A 19,038-nucleotide genomic window follows, 5' to 3' on the forward strand; every position below is an offset into this window, starting at 1 on the left:
AATTTGCGATTACGTTATTTTTATACTTACTATTCAGATAATTACTAAAATTCATTTTTAACTCATCATCGGCTTGATAGCCTGTCGCCTGCGTTCCAGACTTAAATTTTATGCTCAAACAGGAGGTCATTATGCCCTATAACAGTAAACAAGAGCTCCCCGACAGCGTTCAGCATGTTCTGCCTGCCCATGCGCAGGAAATTTATAAAGAAGCGTTTAACAGCGCCTGGGATCAATATAAAGATAAAGACGAGCGGCGCGATGACGCCAGCCGTGAAGAGACGGCGCACAAAGTCGCCTGGGCGGCGGTTAAGAACAGTTACGAGAAAGGCGATGACGATAAGTGGCATAAGAAAAAATAATTGCTGACGCCGCTTTTATGCTTGCCAGCGCCCCGCTGATTGCTTATTGAAAGATAAAGCTGGATAATATTTCAGCAATATTGACGGATGCATGAGACGAACGCCGGGAAGCGGGCAGTGGCGGAGGTAGTAAACAGTGTTAACTCGTGATTTCTTGATGAATGCGGATTGTAAGACAGCGTTTGGCGCTATTGAGGAATCGCTACTCTGGTCGGCAGAACAACGCGCAGCCTCGCTGGCGGCGACGCTGGCCTGCCGCCCGGATGATGGCTCAGTATGGATCTTTGGCTACGGTTCGCTTATCTGGAACCCGGCGCTCAATTATCGCGAGTCCTGCACTGGCACGCTGCCGGGCTGGCACCGCGCGTTTTGCCTGCGGTTGACCGCCGGGCGCGGGAGCGCCTGCCAGCCGGGACGCATGCTGGCCCTGAAAGAGGGCGGTCGAACCACCGGCGTCGCTTATCGTCTGCCGGACGACACGCTGGAAGAAGAGCTGACGCTGCTGTGGAAACGGGAGATGATTACCGGCTGCTATCTGCCCACCTGGTGCAAGCTGGAGCTGGACGACGGGCGGACGGTAAATGCGCTGGTGTTTATTATGGATCCGCGTCATCCGCTGTTTGAGCCGGATACCAGCGCCCAGGTCATTGCTCCGCTGATCGCCCGGGCCAGCGGGCCGCTCGGCACCAACGCGCAGTACCTGTTTTCGCTGGAGCAGGCGTTGAGTAAGCTCGGGATGCACGACGCCAGTCTTGATGATCTGGTGGCCAGCGTCCGCGCGCTGTTGGGCGACAGCCCGACGCCGGGCCTGGCCTGAGCGCGCGGAAAAGAAAAACGCCCGGCATGGCCGGGCGTGTGTTAAGGCAGTGACTGTCAGGCCGGAACGTAGCTGATGGAGTGCTCCAGTGACTGGCTGTGACTGTCGATAAGCACGTTCCAGGTGCCGCTGTAGGGCACCGTCAGATAGGCGCTGTCCCGATCCTGCACGCTCAGAATATCCGCATGGCTGTCGCCAGGAACCTTCGCGCTCATCAGATGAATATGGCAGCGCTCTGAGCACCGCACCACCAGCGTGTCACCGCCAAACAACGTCAAACTTGCTTTTACCATCGCCATTTTTGTACCCCGTTTCTGTCCCGCTACAGCATCCTGCCCACCCAGTCCTCGCGTGATATTGTTCACACTTTGCTCTGTGCATCACACCAAACGGCGCGGGTCGGGATGCTGATTTTGATCAAAAAAAAGGATAAAGATTAAACAAAAATGACGTTGTTCCTGAAAGCATTCAGCTAACGTTTTTTTTACCTCTTCAGGCGGCGAAACCTGATATTTCCTCCCGTTCGGCGGCGCAGATTTAGAAGGTCAGCACTTTATCTGCCGCCAGGGTCCACTGGGCCAGCTCAACGAGAGTGCCAACCTCCACCCCATCAACCAGCGGCAGTGCGCTGACCCCGCGGCCGTCCGCGCAGGTCTTGCACAGCTTCACGGGAACCTGCTGGGCGGTGAGGATCTCCAGCATCTGCTGCACATTATACCCTTCCGCCGGCTTCTGCCCGCGTAGCCCGGCGGTGACGGCGTCGGACATCAAAAACAGCTTGAGATCGAGGTCGGACTGCTGTTCGCGCAGGGCAATGGCCAGGCGCAGGCTGTTGAACAGGGATTCACTGCCGTAGGCGGCGCCGTTGGCGATAATCACAATACGTTGCATACAAACTCCTTCTTAAAGGCACGGTTATTGCTTTACCGCAGTATAAAGCGTTAACCCGGAGGAGGGGTATGAATAATACGACTGGTCACGCGGACGAGGCGACGGCCTGGCTGCAGCTGGCGCGCCGCCTGCAAAAACAACAGCTTCAGCAACTTGCCCGGCTGGGCGAGCTGGCAAGTCAGCTCAGCGCGCTGGTGCATATGCTGCAGTGCGAGCGCGGGGCGTCGAATATTTTTCTTTGCTCGGGCGGTCAGCTGTACGCGGCGGAGTGTCGGGCGGGTGGGGCGCTGGTTGATGAGCGGCTGGCCTTGTTCTATGCCGCCCTCGAACGGGCGCGCGCGGTCGCCGGCAGCGCGCTGTGCTGGCGCATCGCCCGGACGGTCGGCGATCTGGCGCAGCTCCCGGCGCTGCGTGAGCAGGTCAGCCGTCGGCAGGTCGCCGCTGAAGCCGCGACGGAGCAGTTCAGCCGTATTATCCGCCATCTGCTGAATATCGTCCCGCAGCTCAATGACAGCATTGACGACCCGTCGGTAGCCGGGCGTATGGTCGCCCTGTACAGCTTTATGCAGGGAAAAGAGCTGGTGGGCCAGGAGCGCGCGCTGGGAGCATTGGGCTTTACCCGCGGCGAGTTCAGCGACAGCCTGCGCCAGCAGCTGGTGGACCGTATTGATGGTCAGCAGCCCTGCTTTGACAGCTTCCAGGCGCTGGGCAGTCCGGCGACGGTCCAGCTGTTTACGACCGAGTGCCAGGCCGGTCTGGACATCGAGCAACTGCGGCGGATCGCCTGCACCCGCCAGCCGGCGGCGGACGGCGGGGAAACGGCGCTGCGCTGGTTCGGCCTGCAAACCCAGCGGCTTGAGCAACTGCGCGAAGTGGAAGAGCAACTGATCGACGATCTGCTGGACGCCACCGACGCGCTGTTAGAAGACGACGCGCCTGGCTGGCTGGCTGGGGAGGAGAGCGACAGCGTGACGCCGCGGCTGGATAAACAGCTGCTGCCGCTGGTGCGCCAGCAGGCCTATGAGCTGCAACAGCTCTCCAGCCAGCTGGCTTCGCTGAAAGACGCGCTCGAGGAACGCAAGCTGATCGAAAAAGCGAAAAGCCTGCTGATGACTCACCAGGGGATGCCGGAGGAGCAGGCCTGGCAGACGCTGCGCAAGATGGCCATGGACAAGAATCAGCGGATGGTTGAGATAGCCCGCGCGCTGCTGATGGTGAAGGCGATCTGGCCATTAACCCCAAAGGAGTAGATGCACAATCGATGGGCATTCGCTGCCTGTCGGCGGTGCACTTTTGCCTGACAAACCGACCAGAGCGAAAGGAAAAGCCCGCCAGCGCGCCATAGCCAAAGCTGGCATCCCCTTTGCATTAGCATTAGTGAGTGAATATAAGTCCGGGCGACGAACCAATGGCGGTTCGGGTGTCCGTGGATAAAGGCGTCCTGCAGTGCATATGCACTGTCGGGCGCTTTTTTTTTGCGCGTGTGGAGCGGATATGAGCGATAAGTTTTCAATTTCACGGCGGCGCTTGCTGCAGGCAGGGGCCGCGCTGGGCGGCGCGATGCTGCTGCCGGGCGTGATGCAGGCCGCATGGGCCGGCGGCTCGGACAGACCGGAGCAAACCACCGTGCGGGTAGGGTTTATTCCGCTGACCGACTGTGCGCCGCTGGCCATCGCCGCGGCGAAGGGGTTTGACAAAAAATATGGCATTACCCTGGCGCCGAGTAAGGAGGCCAGCTGGGCGGCGGTGCGCGACAAGCTGGTGGCCGGTGAACTGGACGCGGCGCATATTCTCTATGGCCTGCTGTACGGTCTTGAACTGGGGATCGCCAGCAAGCCGCAGGCGATGGCTAATCTGATGACCCTCAACCGCAATGGTCAGGCCATCACCCTCTCCAGCGAACTGCAGGAGAAAGGGGTGACCGACCTCGGCGGACTGAAGCGGCTGATCGACCGCAGCGCGCCGGGCAGCTACACCTTCGCCCATACCTTTCCCACCGGCACCCATGCCATGTGGCTTTACTACTGGCTGGCGAGCGCCGGCATCGATCCCTTTAACGATGTGCGCACCGTCGTGGTGCCGCCGCCGCAGATGGTGATGAACATGCGCATCGGCAATATGAGCGGCTTTTGCGTCGGCGAGCCGTGGAACGCCCGCGCCATTAACGACCGTATCGGCTTCACCGCGGCCACTTCCCAGGATATCTGGCCTGAGCATCCGGAAAAGGTGCTGGGCGCCCGTCGCGACTGGGTGGAACGCCACCCGAACACCGCCCGCGCGCTGGTGGCGGCCCTGATGGAGGCGCAGCGCTGGATCGCCGCCTCGGCGGAGAACACCCGGGAGACGGCCCGCCTGCTCGCCAGACGCGGCTGGCTCAATACCAAAGAGCAGTACCTCACCGGCCGGATGCTTGGGGAGTATGACAACGGCCTCGGCCGCCGCTGGCAGGATGCCCATCCGATGCGCTTTTACGCCGAGGGAGAGGTGAGCTTTCCCTGGCTGTCGGACGGGATGTGGTTCCTCACCCAGTTTCGTCGCTGGGGGCTGCTGAAGCAGGCTCCGGATTACCTCGCGGTGGCGTCGCGTCTTAACCGCATCGACGTCTGGCAGGCGGCCGCCCAGGCGGTCGGCGGGATCAGTACACCGGCGGCCACGATGCGCAGCAGCACACTGATGGACGGTACGGTCTGGAACGGGTCTGACCCGGAAGGCTACGCCCGCCATTTCGCTATTCAACGTAAGGGGGCATGAGATGAAGCAGGCACAACGTAAGCAACCGGTCGTCAGCGTGGAGAACGCGCCTGGCGAAGTCATTATCCTGCCGCCGGTGCAGGTCCGGCGCACCACGCCGACCGTCACGCGCTGGCTGCGTGAGCTCATCCAGCGCCTGCTGCCCCCGCTGCTGGGGCTGGGGGTGCTGCTGCTGGCCTGGCAGCTGGCGGCGATGCACAGCAAAGGCTTTCCCACCCCGCTGAGCACGCTGGACTCGGCGCTGACGCTGTTCGCCGATCCGTTCTATCAGGACGGGCCGAATGACATGGGGATCGGCTGGAACGTGCTGGCCTCCCTGCAGCGCGTGGCGGTGGGCTTCGGCCTGGCGGCGCTGGCGGGCATTCCGCTGGGGTTTTTGATCGGCCGCTCGCTGTTCTTCGCCCGCATGTTTAATCCGCTGATTGCTCTGCTGCGCCCGGTCAGCCCGCTGGCCTGGCTGCCGATTGGCCTGCTGCTGTTCCAGAAGGCGGAGCCAGCCTCCAGCTGGACCATTTTTATCTGCTCCATCTGGCCGATGGTGATCAACACCGCGGAAGGCGTGCGGCGGATCCCGCAGGACTATCTCAACGTCGCCCGCGTCCTCCAGCTCTCAGAGTGGACGGTGATGCGCAAAATTCTCTTTCCGGCGGTGCTGCCGGCGGTGCTCACCGGCGTGCGCCTCTCCATCGGCATCGCTTGGCTGGTGATCGTGGCGGCGGAAATGCTCACCGGCGGGCTGGGGATCGGCTTCTGGATCTGGAACGAGTGGAACAACCTCAATGTGGAAAACATCATCATCGCCATCGTCATTATCGGCGTCGTCGGCCTGCTGCTGGAGCAGGGCCTGATGCTGCTCGCCCGCCGCTTTAGCTGGCAGGACAAATAAGGAGCCAATATGAAACCATTAATTCAGGTGCAGGCCGTCAGCCAGCGCTTCAACACCGCCAGCGGCGAGTTTCTGGCGCTACAGAATGTCTCCTTCGATATCGTCGAAGGGGAGACCATTAGCCTGATCGGCCACTCGGGGTGCGGAAAATCGACCCTGCTGAATCTGATCGCCGGGATCACGACCCCTACCGAGGGCGGACTGCTGTGCGATAACCGGGAAATCGCCGGGCCCGGGCCGGAGCGGGCGGTGGTTTTCCAGAACCACTCGCTGCTGCCGTGGCTGAGCTGTTTCGACAATGTGGCGCTGGCGGTGGATCAGGTGTTCCGTCGCACCATGAGCAAGCATGAGCGTCGGGAGTGGATTGAACACAACCTTGCTCGCGTGCAGATGAGTCATGCGCTGCATAAACGGCCCGGGGAGATCTCCGGCGGCATGAAGCAGCGGGTGGGTATCGCCCGGGCGCTGGCGATGAAGCCGAAAGTGCTGCTGCTTGATGAGCCCTTCGGCGCCCTGGACGCGCTGACCCGCGCTCACCTCCAGGACACGGTGATGCATATCCAGCAGGAGCTCAATACCACCATCGTCATGATCACTCACGACGTTGATGAAGCGGTGCTGCTTTCCGACCGGGTGCTGATGATGACCAACGGCCCGGCGGCGACGGTCGGCGAGATCCTCGCGGTCGATCTGCCGCGTCCGCGGCATCGCGTTCAGCTGGCGGACGACAGCCGGTATCACCATCTGCGCCAGCAGATCCTCCATTTCCTGTATGAAAAACAGCCGAAAGCGGCATGAGGAGGCGGTAATGACGCGGCGATTGGTGGTGATCGGTAACGGCATGGCGGCCACCCGGCTGGTGCAGCGGCTGGTTGAGCGCGACCCTGCGCGGTTTGCCATTACCGTCGTCGGCGACGAGCCGCACCCGGCCTATAACCGCATCCAGCTCTCGCCGCTGCTGGCTGGCGAAAAAACGGCATCGCAGATCCCGTTGCTGCCGGCGGAGTGGTACACCCGGCACGGGGTGTGTCTGCGGTCTGGCGAGGCGGTGGATGAAGTGGATGTTGCGCAACGGCGGCTGCGCATCGCTGACGCCTGGCTGCCGTGGGACGAGCTGGTTTTCGCCACCGGCTCGCGGCCCTTTATCCCGCTGCTGCCGGGCATTGATCGTCCGCAGGTTATGCCCTTCCGCACCCTGGCGGACGTGGAACGTATTCTGGCGATACCCGGCCCGGCGGTGGTGATTGGCGGTGGGGTTCTGGGCGTGGAGGCGGCGGCGGCGCTGCGTCGCCGCGGCGGGGAGGTCACACTCCTGCATCGCGGCAGCGGATTAATGGCGCCGCTGATCGACGCCTTTGCCGCCGATGAGCTCAGGCAGCAGCTTGAAGCGCGCGGTATTCGCTGCGTGCTGGATTGCCGGATCGCCGCCATCGACGCCGACGGCGTGCGGCTGGCGGACGGGCGCGTATTCCGCGCCGCCCGAGTGGTGCTGGCGACCGGCGTGCAGCCCAACAGCCGTCTGGCGGCGCAGTCCGGCGTGCTGTGCCAGCAGGGGATCGTGGTTGACCGCCAGATGGCCGCCTCGCTGCCGGGGATCAGCGCCATTGGCGAGTGTTGCGAAATTGACGGCCAGACCTGGGGGCTAGTGGCTCCCTGCCTGCGCCAGGCCGAGGTGCTGGCGGATCGCCTGTGCGGCGCCCCCGGCGCGGGCTTTGTCTGGCAGGACGCCGGGACCCGCCTGAAGGTCACCGGCATTGAACTCTTTAGCGTCGGCGAACAGCAGGCCGGCGAACAGGATGACATCTATACCAGCTGGGATCCCATCGACCGGCACTATCGTCGCCTGCTGCTGCGCGACGGCCGCCTGCGCGGCGTGCTGCTGATGGGCGACTGTACCACCGCCGCCGCGCTCACCGCGCGCCTGGAAAGCGACGAGCCCGCCACCGCGGACTGGCTTTTTGACCCTTCTTCAACGCAGCCGCAGGCTGCAGGAATAATGACGATGACGAAACCTGTATTAGTGCTGGTGGGACATGGCATGGTCGGCCACCATTTTCTCGAACAATGCGTGAGCCGCAACCTGCATCAGCAATATCGTATCGTGGTGTTTGGCGAAGAGCGTTACGCCGCCTACGACCGGGTGCATCTCTCCGAATATTTCGCCGGACGCAGTGCCGAATCGCTGTCGCTGGTGGCCGATGATTTCTTTCACCAGCACGGCATCGAACTCCGCCTCGGCAAGGCGGTGGCGACGATCGACCGCGACGCCCGGCTGGTGCGGGACGCCGAGGGGCATGAAACCCACTGGGATAAACTGGTGCTGGCGACCGGCTCCTATCCCTTTGTTCCGCCGATCCCTGGCAACGATCTCGACGGGTGCTTTGTCTATCGTACCCTTGACGATCTCGACCGTATCGCCGCCCATGCCGCCGCGGCGAAGACCGGGGTGGTGATCGGGGGCGGCCTGCTCGGGCTGGAGGCCGCCAACGCCCTGAAACAGCTGGGGCTGGAGACGCACGTGGTGGAGTTTGCCCCGAACCTGATGGCCGTCCAGTTGGATAACGGCGGGGCGGCGATGCTGCGGGAGAAGATCGTCGCCCTCGGCGTGGGGGTGCATACCAGCAAAGCCACCACCGCCATCGTGCGCGAGGCCGACGGCCTGCGGCTGAACTTTGCCGACGGCGGCACGCTGGCGGCCGACATGGTGGTCTTCTCGGCAGGGATCCGCCCGCAGGACGCGCTGGCCCGCGGCTGCGCGCTGCAGGTTGGCGAGCGCGGGGGGATTGGCATCGACGGCCAGTGCCGCACCACTGACCCGGACGTGCTGGCGATAGGCGAATGCGCCCTGTGGGATAATAAAATTTACGGCCTGGTGGCGCCGGGTTATCAGATGGCGCGGATCGCCGCGGCCACCCTCGCAGGAGAGGACGCCTGCTTTAGCGGCGCCGACATGAGCACCAAACTGAAGCTGCTGGGGGTTGACGTAGCCTCGTTTGGCGATGCGCAGGAGCGCACGCCGGGCTGCCAGAGCTATCAATGGACCGACGGTCCGCAGCAGGTTTACAAAAAAATCGTCGTCAGTCAGGACGGCAAAGCCCTGCTTGGCGGCGTGCTGGTGGGGGACGCCAGCGACTACGCCACGCTGCTGCAGATGATGCTGAACGGCATGGCGCTGCCGCCGCGTCCGGAGAGCCTGATCCTGCCGGCGCTGGAGGGGGCCGCGCCGAAGGCGCTGGGGGTGGCGGCGCTGCCCGACAGCGCGCCGATCTGCTCCTGCCATAGCGTCAGCAAAGGCGATATCTGCCAGGCGGTGAACAATGGCGCGGGGGATATGGCGGCGATAAAAAGCTGCACCAGAGCGGCCACCGGCTGCGGCGGCTGCAGCGCGCTGGTGAAACAGGTGATGGAGCACCAGCTGGCGGCGCAGGGCGTCGAAGTGAAAAAAGACGTCTGCGAGCATTTCCCGTGGTCGCGTCAGGAGATCTACCATCTGGTGCGGGTCAACCATATCCATACCTTCGAGCAGCTGATTAGCCGCTACGGCCAGGGGCACGGCTGCGAGGTTTGTAAACCGCTGGTGGCCTCGGTGCTGGCCTCCTGCTGGAACGAATACCTGCTGAAGCCGGCGCACCTGCCGCTGCAGGATACCAATGACCGCTATTTCGCCAACATTCAGAAGGACGGCACCTATTCGGTGATACCGCGGATGGCGGCGGGGGAAGTGACGCCGGACGGGCTGATCGCCATCGGGCAGATCGCCAAACGTTACCAGCTCTACAGCAAAGTGACCGGCGGCCAGCGCATCGACCTGTTTGGCGCGCGGCTGGAACAGCTGCCGGCGATCTGGCGCGAGCTGGCCGACGCCGGGTTTGAAACCGGCCACGCCTATGGCAAGTCGCTGCGCACGGTGAAGTCCTGCGTCGGCGCAACCTGGTGTCGCTACGGCGTGCAGGACTCCACCGGGCTCGCGGTGCGGCTCGAGCATCGCTATAAAGGGCTGCGCGCGCCGCACAAAATCAAGATGGCGGTCTCCGGCTGCACCCGCGAGTGCGCCGAAGCCCAGGGCAAAGATATCGGGGTGATTGCCACCGACAAAGGCTGGAATCTCTACGTCTGCGGCAACGGCGGAATGAAGCCGCGTCACGCCGACCTGTTTGCCAGCGACCTCGACGAAGCGACGCTGATCCGCAGCATCGATCGTCTGCTGATGTTCTATATCCGCACCGCCGATCGCCTGCAGCGGACCAGCACCTGGATGGACAACCTGGAGGGTGGCGTGGCCTACCTGCGGCAGGTGGTGCTGGAGGACAGTCTCGGCATTGGCGAGGAGCTGGAACAGGAGATGGCCCGCATCGTCGACAGCTACCAGTGCGAGTGGCAGACCACGCTCAACGATCCCCAGCGCCTGGCGCTGTTCCGTTCCTTCGTGAACAGCGACCAGCCCGACGAGGCGGTGCAGCGCCACGATCTGCGCGGTCAGCCGCAGCCGTTGCCTGCTGAAGCGTTGCCTGAAGGCGAACTCCCATCCCGGCCGTGGCAGGCGATTTGCGACCTTGACGCTATCCCGGCGCAGGCGGGGATCGGCGCCCGGTTAGGGGAGCGGCAGATCGCCCTGTTCCGCTTTGGCGATCGGGTGTATGCCCTGGACAACCGCGAGCCGGGCAGCGCGGCCAACGTGTTGTCGCGGGGGCTGTTAGGGGACGTCGGCGGGGAACCGGTGGTGATCTCCCCGCTGTACAAACAGCGGATTCGCCTGCGCGACGGCTGGCCGTGCGACGGCGGTGAACAGGCAGTGCGCGCCTGGCCGGTGAAAGTGGAAAACGGCAAAGTGTGGGTGGGCAGCCAGCAGCTGCTGGCGCGAGCGGAGGCCTCCTGATGAAGACCATCCGAACGACCTGTCCCTACTGCGGCGTAGGCTGCGGCGTGCTGGCGAGCGTGGATGACGCGGGTCAGGTGAGCGTGCGCGGCGACGAACAGCACCCGGCCAACCTCGGCCGCCTGTGCGTCAAAGGGGCGGCACTAGGGGAGACCATGGGTCTGGCGGGGCGGCTGCTGGCGCCGGAGGTGGACGGCCAGCCGGTGGCCTGGTCTCAGGCGCTGGCGGAGACCGCTTCCCGCCTGCAACAGGTTATCGACCAGCACGGTCCGCAGGCGGTGGCCTTCTACGCCTCCGGCCAGCTGTTGACGGAGGATTACTATGCCGCCAACAAGCTGATGAAGGGATTTATCGGCGCGGCGAACATCGACACCAATTCGCGGCTGTGCATGTCGTCGGCGGTGACCGGCTACAAGCGGGCCTTTGGCGCCGACGTGGTGCCCTGTAGCTATGAGGATGTGGAAAACAGCGATCTGGTGGTGCTGGTCGGCTCGAACGCCGCCTGGGCGCACCCGGTGCTGTACCAGCGTCTGGCGCAGGCGAAGCGGGATAATCCCCGGCTACAGATCGTGGCGATAGACCCCCGGCGCACCGCCACCTGCGAAATCGCCGATCGCCATCTGGCGCTGGCGCCGGGAAGCGACGGCGGGCTGTTCGTGGGGTTGCTTAACGCCCTGGCGCAGGCCGGGGCCTGCGTCGACGGTTTTCGCGACGGCCCGCAGGCGCTGGCCGCCGCCCGCGGCTGGGACGTGGCGAAAGTGGCGGCTTTTTGCGGCCTGCCCGCCGATGAGGTGGCGAGTTTCTATCGGGATTTTATCGCCGCCCCGCGGGCCATCACCCTCTACACCATGGGAATTAACCAGTCAGCCAGCGGCAGCGACAAATGTAATGCCATCATCAACGTCCATCTGGCCAGCGGAAAGTATGGCCGCCGAGGCTGCGGCCCCTTTTCGCTGACCGGTCAACCCAACGCCATGGGCGGGCGCGAAGTCGGCGGGTTGGCGACGATGCTGGCGGCGCACATGGATTTTGTGCCAGACGATCTGCAGCGGCTGGCCCGCTTTTGGGGAACCGAGCGGCTGGCGCAGACCCCGGGGCTGACCGCCGTGGAGCTGTTTGCCGCCATCGGCCGCGGCGAGGTGAAAGCGGTGTGGATCATGGGCACCAACCCGGTGGTGTCGCTCCCCGACAGCCACGCGGTGAGCCAGGCGCTGGCCGGCTGTCCGCTGGTGATCGTCTCGGATGTCGCCGCTGAGACGGATACCGGACAATTCGCCCACATTCGCTTTCCGGCGCTGGCCTGGGGCGAGAAAAATGGCACGGTCACCAACTCGGAGCGGCGCATCTCCCGTCAGCGTAGCTTCCTGCCGCCGCCGGGGGAGGCGAAAGCGGACTGGTGGATCATCGCCAGAGTGGGGCAGGCGCTGGGGTATCGCGAGGCGTTTACCTGGCAGCATCCGCATGACGTCTTCCGCGAGCATGCGGCGCTGTCCGGTTTCGAAAACGACGGCCAGCGGGCGTTTGATATCGGCGCGCTGGCGGATCTCAGCCGCGAGGCATGGGACGCCATGGCGCCGGTACGCTGGCCGGTCAGCCGCCGCCGCGCCGCCTGGGATGTCACGCGCGGCTGGCATAGCGATGGCAGGCTGCGGATGGTGCCAGTGACGCCTCAGCCGACCCGGGCGGCAACCGATGCCTTTTATCCGCTGATCCTCAACAGCGGGCGGATCCGCGATCAGTGGCACACCATGACCCGCACCGGCGCCGTGCCGCGGCTGATGCAGCATATCGCGGAGCCGGTGGTGGAGGTGGCGCCGCAGGACGCCGTTCGCTACCAGCTTGTCGCCGGCGGGCTGGCGCGGATCTGGTCGCGCCATGGGGTGATGGTGGCGAAAGTGGCGATCAGCGAAGGCCAGCGCCCCGGCTCGCTGTTTGTCCCAATGCACTGGAACAATCAGTTCGCCCGCCAGGGGCGGGTGAATAATCTGCTGGCCGCCGTCACGGACCCGCATTCCGCCCAGCCGGAGAGTAAACAGGCGGCGGTGGCCATCGCCCCCTGGCAGCCTGCCTGGCATAGCGAACTGTTTTGTCGCGAACCGCTGCCGTTTCCTGCGGCCTGGCACTGGCGGCGGCGGGCGGCGGCGGGCGTATTGCACTACTCGCTGGCCGGGGAGGCGTCAGCCCGACAGTGGCTCAGCGTCTGGTGCGCGCAGCGCGGCTGGCAGCTGCAGATAGCAGACGGCGGCGCGGTGTGGAACCTGCTGGCGTGGCATCAGGGGAGGCTGATGCTGGGCTGGTGGAGCGATGCGCGCGAGCCGGCGGTGGATAGCGCAGGGATAAGCGCCGCCTTCGCCGCGCCGCCGTCCGATGCCGCCCGGCGCCATGCGTTGCTCAGCGGCCGACCGGACGCCGCCGCCGCGCCGCCGGGGCGGATCGTCTGCAGCTGTTTTGGGGTGGGGGAGCGGGCGATCGGCGAGGCCATCGCCAGCGGCTGCGCCAGCGTTGGGGCTTTGGGCGCCAGGCTTAAGTGCGGGACCAACTGCGGCTCCTGCGTGCCGGAGCTCAACGCGCTGCTGACGGCGCAACCGGCCCGCGTCGGGGCGTAACGGCGCGGCGGCACCTTCTGTGGTTGGGCGACAATGTGCCCAACCGGTTTCAGCATATTCCTGGAATTGTCCGCAGGGCTGCGGGAGAAGGGAAAAAACGATAAACTAAAACTATCTTCCAATTTTTTCTGCGAGCCCGCGCCAAACCTGTTGATGCCTGTGTCGTACCGTTTGCTGCCATCCCTGATCTTTCTCCTGCTGCTGCCGGGCGCTCCCGTCTGGGCGCTGACCGCCAGCGACACCGCTCTTATGCCCCAGGGAGAAGATCCCTTGCCCGATTTGGGGATCGCCCCGCAGGTCGATGACGACGCCAGACACTTTGCCGAAGTGGCGAAGAAATTCGGCGAGGCCAGCATGAGCGATAACGGATTGACGGCGGGAGAGCAGGCGCAGATGTTCGCCATCAACAAACTCGGCAATGAAGTGAGCCACCAGCTGGAGAGCTGGCTCTCGCCGTGGGGCAACGCCAATGTCGACCTGCTGGTCGATAAAGAGGGGAAGTTCACCGGCAGTAAAGGGAGCTGGTTCGTGCCATTGCAGGATAACGAGCGCTACCTGACGTGGAACCAGTATTCGGTGACCCGGCGCGAGAACGATCTGGTGGGCAACATTGGGCTTGGCCAGCGCTGGCGGGTCGGCGGCTGGCTGCTGGGCTATAACTCGTTTTATGACAAGGTGCTGAGCGAAAGTCTGGCCCGCGGCAGCGTCGGCGCCGAGGCGTGGGGGGAATATCTCCGCCTGTCGGCGAACTACTATCATCCGCTGGGCGACTGGCAGCTGCGGGAGAATCAAACTCAGGAGCAGCGGATGGCCGCGGGGTATGACGTTACCGCCCAGGCGCGGCTGCCGTTTTATGAGCACATCAACACCAGCGTCAGCGTCGAACAGTACTTCGGCGACAGCGTCGATCTGTTTCACACCGGCACAGGCTACCATAACCCGGTGGCCGTCTCCGTCGGGCTCAATTATACCCCGGTCCCGCTGGTCACCGTAACCGCCAAGCATAAGCAAGGGGAAAATGGCGTCAGCCAGAACAACGTTGGCCTGAAGCTCAACTACCGCTTTGGCGTGCCGCTCAAGCAGCAGCTGGCGGCGGACGAGGTGGCGTTCAGCAACTCGCTGCGCGGCAGCCGCTTCGACAGCCCGGAGCGGGATAATCTGCCGGTCGTGGAGTATCGGCAGCGCAAAAATCTGACGGTCTACCTGGCCACGCCGCCCTGGGATCTACAGTCCGGGGAGACGGTGCAGCTGAAGCTGCAGAGCCATAGTCTGCACGGCATCAAGTCGCTGCACTGGCAGGGCGACACCCAGGCACTCAGCCTGACGCCGCCGGTGGATGCCAGCAGCCCCGATGGCTGGAGCGTGATTATGCCGGTGTGGAACAGTGAACCGGGCGCCGCGAACCGCTGGCGCCTGTCGGTGGTGGTAGAGGATAAACAGGGGCAGCGCGTCTCCTCCAATGAGATCGTCCTGACGCTGACCGAGCCGCTGATCAAGTTCACCGCGCCTGGCGTCTCGTGGACGGACTCGCCTTAAAAAATTCGCTCCTGGTGGACCCATACCGCGGCTTCCACCCGGGATTTGAGCTTCATTTTCTTCAGCATGTGCTTGACGTGCACTTTGACGGTGCTTTCGGTGATATCCAGCCGGCGGGCGATCATTTTGTTCGGCAGCCCCTGGGCGATCAGCTTGAGGATGTCGCGCTCGCGCGGGGTCAGCTGGCTGATGTCGCGATCGGAGGTGGCGCGGTTGGCGCGCAGGCTGGCGGCCAGCACCGGGGTTAACGCTTCGCTTAATACCATCTCGCCGGCGGCGGCCTGCTGCAGCGCTTTCAGCAGATCTTCCGGCTCCATGTCTTTCAGCAGATAGCCATCGGCACCGCGCTTGAGGGCGGTAACAACGTCCTCTTCATGGTTAGAGACGCTGAAGACCACCACCCGGCCAGACAGCGATTTCTCACGCAGTTTGTCCAGCGTTTCCAGACCGTTCATGCCCGGCATATTGAGGTCCAGCAGGATCAGGTCCGGATCCAGCGACTCCGCCAGCTCGATACCTTGCGCGCCATTGCTGGCTTCGCCAATCACCTGGATGTCCGGCGCCATGCTGATCAGTTGTTTCACGCCGGTGCGCAGCATCGGATGGTCGTCAATGAGAAGGATGGTTGCCCGTTCCTGTTGACTCATGGGGGTCTCCTTATTGGATGGAAAACGTTTTTTCCGGGATAAACGTGACGATCACTTCGGTCCCGCCGGTTTCCCGGCGCCGAACCTGACAGTCGCCGCGCAGACTTTGCGCGCGATCCCGCATAATGATTAAACCGTAATGGTTACTCCGCTCGGCGTGGTCCGGCACGCCGCGGCCGTTATCCGCCACCACCAGACGGACCTGATTATCGCGTTGTGACACCGTCACGGTGACTTGGGTCGCGCAGGCATGCTTCAGGGCATTGCTTAACGCTTCGCGGGCGATCTGCAGCAGGTGAATGGCCTGATGCGACGGCACAAAGCGCGGCGGGAGCTGATAATCAAGCTGCACCGTAAAGCCGAAGTGGGCGCTGTACTCCTGACAGCTGGCCTCCAGCGCCGGGCGCAGGCCCGGCTCGGTCAGCTGCAGGCGGAAGGTGGTCAACAGCTCACGCAGCTGGGCCCAGGAGGTATTCAGCTCGTTACGTATCTGCCCCAGCAGCTGACGGCTCTCCGCCGGCAAGGCGTCGCCCTGCATCTGCAGGCAGCTGACCTGCATCTTCATACAGGATAGCGACTGGGCGATGGAGTCATGCAGCTCGCGGGCGATAGTGGCCCGCTCTTCCATAACGATCAGCTGCTGCTGTTTCTCCTGATGGCGGTCCAGCGCCAGGGTGCTGGTCAGTTGTTCAACCACAGTATCCACCAGCTGCTGCTGATCGTGGCTGAGATGACGGCCAACCGGCAGCGTCGCCAGCAGGATGCCGTACTGATTATGCGCATCCGACAGCCGCCACTTCAGCGTCGTTCCGCCATCCGGCAGCGGCGGCAGGTTGCGTGGGCAGAGGTAGCAGCCCATGTCGTCACATTCATTATCCGAGTGGCAGGTAAACTCCTGATGGTTGTCTTCATCTTCCAGATCGTAGACCCGCACCTCGATATCGCGCAGCAGCGTCAGACCCTGCAGGCCGTTCAGCACCGGCGAAATGCGTTCACAGAGCGGGGCGTTGGCGTGCAGCCGGCGGTTGGCCTGCCATAAGAAGGCGAGGATCTCGTTCTTCTGTTCCAGCCCGGCGGTCTTCTCCTGCACCCGGCGCTCCAGCACGGCGTAGCTTTCCGCCAGCTCTTCCGACATGTTATTTAGGGCCATGCCGAGGGTCGCCATTTCGTTGCGTCCGCTGATGTGCGCCCGCTGGGTGAAATCACGCTGGCTCACCGCTCGCGCCATGCTCAGCAGCTGTTTCCATGGCCGCAGCAGGCGGGCGCGTAGCCAGATGATGGTGAAGATCAGCAGCAGCGCCATGCCGATGGCGAGGAGGCGATGGATCCAGACCACCCGTTCGATACGCTGCTCGGTGGTATGGTCGAATGCGGTGACCAACTGGTCGATACGATCGACAAAGTCGGCGACATCCTGGGCGACCTCCGCCTGGTTGACCGCGCGCTGCATGCCGGGAGCCAGCGCCAGCTGCCAGTACTGCTGCAGGGCCTGCAGCTGGCGCTCCTGCCCGTCGCGGCGGGCGGAGTTTTGCAGCTCCGGACTGAAGACGGTGGCGGTCATATCATCGACCAGCTTTTGGTCGTGTTCATTCAGCGGGATCGCCGCCAGCAGCCGGTAGCTCTGCATGCGTAATGACCCGGCTTTGTTAATGGCGTGCGCGCTGCCCTGCACGCCGTTGACCAGGCGCGCGGAGATCGCCATACCGGCGACGCCAGTAAGGGTGGCAAGCAGGACGATCAACGCCAGTTGATTGACCAGCGTCAGCGGGGTAAAAAGACGTTTTAACATGGAATGCGTGGCTCCTGACCGGTCGTGTCCCCGGGAGTGGCGCTTATTCTCGGCTATCCCCTGGAGTATACCCATACCCACAAAGAGTTACTCCTTAATTGTCGGTGGTAGGCGCCGTTGGGAGAGGGGTTAGACGCATCCCGGCAGCCGTGTGAAAAACCACACTTTTTTTCCCACCATTCTCTACTCACTTCGGAGCATGGTTTATTTTCGCACAAATTAGCGCGCGCTTTTCCTTTGATTTATATCAACTTACCGCCCGGGGCAACCCCTAAGGTAGCGGCAGGAAAAATGAATAATCAGAGGTATCTATGAGTCAATCTTCCCTCCCGGAGAAGGCTAACCGCTCGGTCATTACCGACTGGCGGCCTGAAGATCCTGAATTCTGGCAACAGCGCGGCCACCATGTGGCGAGCCGCAATTTATGGATCTCCGTTCCCTGTCTGTTACTGGCGTTCTGCGTGTGGATGTTGTTCAGCGCCGTTGCCGTTAACCTCAACAAAGTGGGCTTTCAGTTTACGACCGATCAGCTGTTTATGCTGACCGCGCTGCCGGCGCTGTCAGGCGCCTTGTTGCGCGTGCCTTACGCTTTCATGGTACCGCTGTTCGGCGGCCGCCGCTGGACGGCGTTCAGTACCGGGATCATGATTGTGCCGTGCGTGTGGCTGGGCTTTGCGGTCCAGGATACCTCCACGCCGTTTAGCGTCTTCGTGATCATCTCTCTGCTGTGCGGCTTCGCCGGGGCCAACTTCGCCTCCAGTATGGCCAATATCAGCTTCTTCTTCCCGAAAGCGAAGCAGGGCGGGGCGCTGGGCGTCAACGGCGGCCTTGGTAATATGGGCGTCAGCGTGATGCAGCTGGTCGCGCCGCTGGTGGTGTCGGTCTCGGTGTTTGCCATTTTTGGCGGGACCGGCAGCGAGCAGCCGGACGGCTCAATGCTGTATCTGGAAAACGCCGCATGGATCTGGGTACCTTTCCTGATTATTTTCACCCTGGCGGCGTGGTTCTTTATGAACGACCTGTCCGCTTCTAAAGCCTCGCTGAGCGAACAGCTGCCGGTGCTCAAACGCCTGCACCTGTGGATCATGGCGCTGCTCTATCTGGCGACCTTTGGCTCCTTTATCGGTTTCTCCGCCGGTTTCGCCATGCTGTCAAAGACCCAGTTCCCGGACGTGCAGATCCTGCACTACGCCTTCTTCGGTCCGTTTATTGGCGCGCTGGCGCGTTCGATGGGCGGGGCGATCTCCGACCGTCTCGGCGGTACCCGCGTGACGCTGGTCAACTTTGTGGTGATGGCTGTCTTCTGTGCGCTGCTGTTCCTGACCCTGCCGACCAACGGCCAGGGCGGTAACTTCATCGCCTTCTTCGCGGTGTTTATGGTGCTGTTCCTGACCGCCGGGCTGGGGAGCGCTTCCACCTTCCAGATGATCTCCGTGATCTTCCGTAAGCTGACCATGGACCGGGTGAAGGCCCAGGGCGGCAGCGAAGCCCAGGCGATGCGCGAGGCGGCGACCGATACCGCGGCGGCGCTGGGCTTTATCTCCGCCATTGGTGCCATCGGCGGCTTCTTTATTCCGAAGGCGTTCGGTATCTCGCTGGATCTGACCGGCTCGCCGGCCGGCGCGATGAAAGTCTTCCTGATCTTCTATATCGCCTGCGTGATCATCACCTGGGCGGTATACGGCCGTAAGCGTCAGTAATTCGCCATCGTCGATGTTGCTTCGTAAAGGCGTACTCCCGAAGGAGGCGCCTTTTTTTACCGGCCTATTTAGTTACAACATACTAATGGGTGATTGTATGCGTATTGGCCACTGAGCTGGGAAGGGACGGCTTACCAGCGTCACTGCTCTACCCCTTAATACCTCCCTGGTGAACAA

14 protein-coding genes are annotated in these 19,038 nt (G+C 63.1%); 10 read left to right on the forward strand and 4 right to left on the reverse strand.

Going from position 1 to position 19,038, the window contains the following annotated elements; all coding sequences use genetic code 11:
- Positions 1-131 precede the first annotated feature (131 nt).
- Complete coding sequence (gene chaB, locus MKR05_RS07230) at positions 132-362, forward strand: putative cation transport regulator ChaB (protein ID WP_023290145.1); 231 nt, start codon at positions 132-134, stop codon at positions 360-362.
- 136 nt (positions 363-498) lie between these two features.
- Positions 499-1,179: a gamma-glutamylcyclotransferase gene (locus MKR05_RS07235; protein WP_023290144.1), complete on the forward strand. Its 681-nt coding sequence runs from the start codon at positions 499-501 to the stop codon at positions 1,177-1,179.
- 56 nt (positions 1,180-1,235) lie between these two features.
- On the opposite strand, the gene MKR05_RS07240 is transcribed toward MKR05_RS07235, so the two are convergent.
- Together MKR05_RS07240 and MKR05_RS07245 are read right to left on the reverse strand one after the other, a co-directional pair.
- The gene (locus MKR05_RS07240; protein ID WP_002910387.1) at positions 1,236-1,478 is read right to left on the reverse strand and encodes a DUF1883 domain-containing protein; all 243 of its coding nucleotides are present in this window, start codon (positions 1,476-1,478) and stop codon (positions 1,236-1,238) included.
- Positions 1,479-1,716: 238 nt separating this feature from the next.
- A complete protein-coding gene (locus tag MKR05_RS07245; protein ID WP_002910380.1) occupies positions 1,717-2,070 on the reverse strand; it encodes a DsrE/DsrF/TusD sulfur relay family protein in 354 nt (117 codons plus the stop codon).
- 68 nt (positions 2,071-2,138) lie between these two features.
- On the opposite strand from MKR05_RS07245, the gene nasR reads away from it, so the two are divergent.
- The 7 genes from nasR to MKR05_RS07280 all read left to right on the forward strand — a co-directional run bounded on the left by nasR (position 2,139) and on the right by MKR05_RS07280 (position 14,725).
- On the forward strand, positions 2,139-3,320 hold the full coding sequence (nasR, locus tag MKR05_RS07250) for a nitrate regulatory protein NasR (protein WP_117128998.1): 1,182 nt from the start codon (positions 2,139-2,141) through the stop codon (positions 3,318-3,320).
- A 244-nt stretch (positions 3,321-3,564) separates the two neighbouring features.
- Positions 3,565-4,821, forward strand: coding sequence for a CmpA/NrtA family ABC transporter substrate-binding protein (locus MKR05_RS07255; protein ID WP_032453296.1), 1,257 nt, complete (start codon positions 3,565-3,567; stop codon positions 4,819-4,821).
- A gap of 1 nt (position 4,822) precedes the next feature.
- Positions 4,823-5,707, forward strand: a complete 885-nt coding sequence (gene ntrB, locus MKR05_RS07260) for a nitrate ABC transporter permease (protein WP_008804396.1) — start codon at positions 4,823-4,825, stop codon at positions 5,705-5,707.
- A gap of 9 nt (positions 5,708-5,716) precedes the next feature.
- The gene (locus tag MKR05_RS07265; RefSeq protein ID WP_023290140.1) at positions 5,717-6,505 is read left to right on the forward strand and encodes an ABC transporter ATP-binding protein; all 789 of its coding nucleotides are present in this window, start codon (positions 5,717-5,719) and stop codon (positions 6,503-6,505) included.
- Between the two features lie 10 nt (positions 6,506-6,515).
- Complete coding sequence (nirB, locus tag MKR05_RS07270) at positions 6,516-10,583, forward strand: nitrite reductase large subunit NirB (protein ID WP_131095998.1); 4,068 nt, start codon at positions 6,516-6,518, stop codon at positions 10,581-10,583.
- Positions 10,583-13,189: a nitrate reductase gene (locus MKR05_RS07275; RefSeq protein ID WP_131095997.1), complete on the forward strand. Its 2,607-nt coding sequence runs from the start codon at positions 10,583-10,585 to the stop codon at positions 13,187-13,189. The genes nirB and MKR05_RS07275 overlap by 1 nt, the downstream gene beginning before the upstream one ends.
- A 153-nt stretch (positions 13,190-13,342) precedes the next feature.
- Positions 13,343-14,725 (forward strand): YchO/YchP family invasin, encoded by a 1,383-nt coding sequence (locus MKR05_RS07280; protein WP_131095996.1) that lies wholly within the window; start codon positions 13,343-13,345, stop codon positions 14,723-14,725.
- Here MKR05_RS07280 and narL read toward each other — a convergent pair.
- Both narL and narX read right to left on the reverse strand, forming a co-directional pair.
- Positions 14,722-15,372, reverse strand: a complete 651-nt coding sequence (gene narL / locus MKR05_RS07285; protein ID WP_002910198.1) for a two-component system response regulator NarL — start codon at positions 15,370-15,372, stop codon at positions 14,722-14,724. The genes MKR05_RS07280 and narL overlap by 4 nt on opposite strands.
- A 10-nt stretch (positions 15,373-15,382) precedes the next feature.
- Entirely contained in the window at positions 15,383-17,161 is a 1,779-nt protein-coding gene (gene narX / locus MKR05_RS07290) for a nitrate/nitrite two-component system sensor histidine kinase NarX (RefSeq protein ID WP_048297761.1), read from the reverse strand.
- Positions 17,162-17,472: 311 nt separating this feature from the next.
- Here narX and MKR05_RS07295 point away from each other — a divergent pair, with 311 nt between their 5' ends.
- Positions 17,473-18,861 (forward strand): NarK family nitrate/nitrite MFS transporter, encoded by a 1,389-nt coding sequence (locus tag MKR05_RS07295; protein ID WP_023290135.1) that lies wholly within the window; start codon positions 17,473-17,475, stop codon positions 18,859-18,861.
- Positions 18,862-19,038: the final 177 nt, after the last annotated feature.

It is taken from the genome of Klebsiella sp. K5-204, assembly GCF_030128585.1.
GTDB lineage: Bacteria > Pseudomonadota > Gammaproteobacteria > Enterobacterales > Enterobacteriaceae > Klebsiella > Klebsiella quasipneumoniae.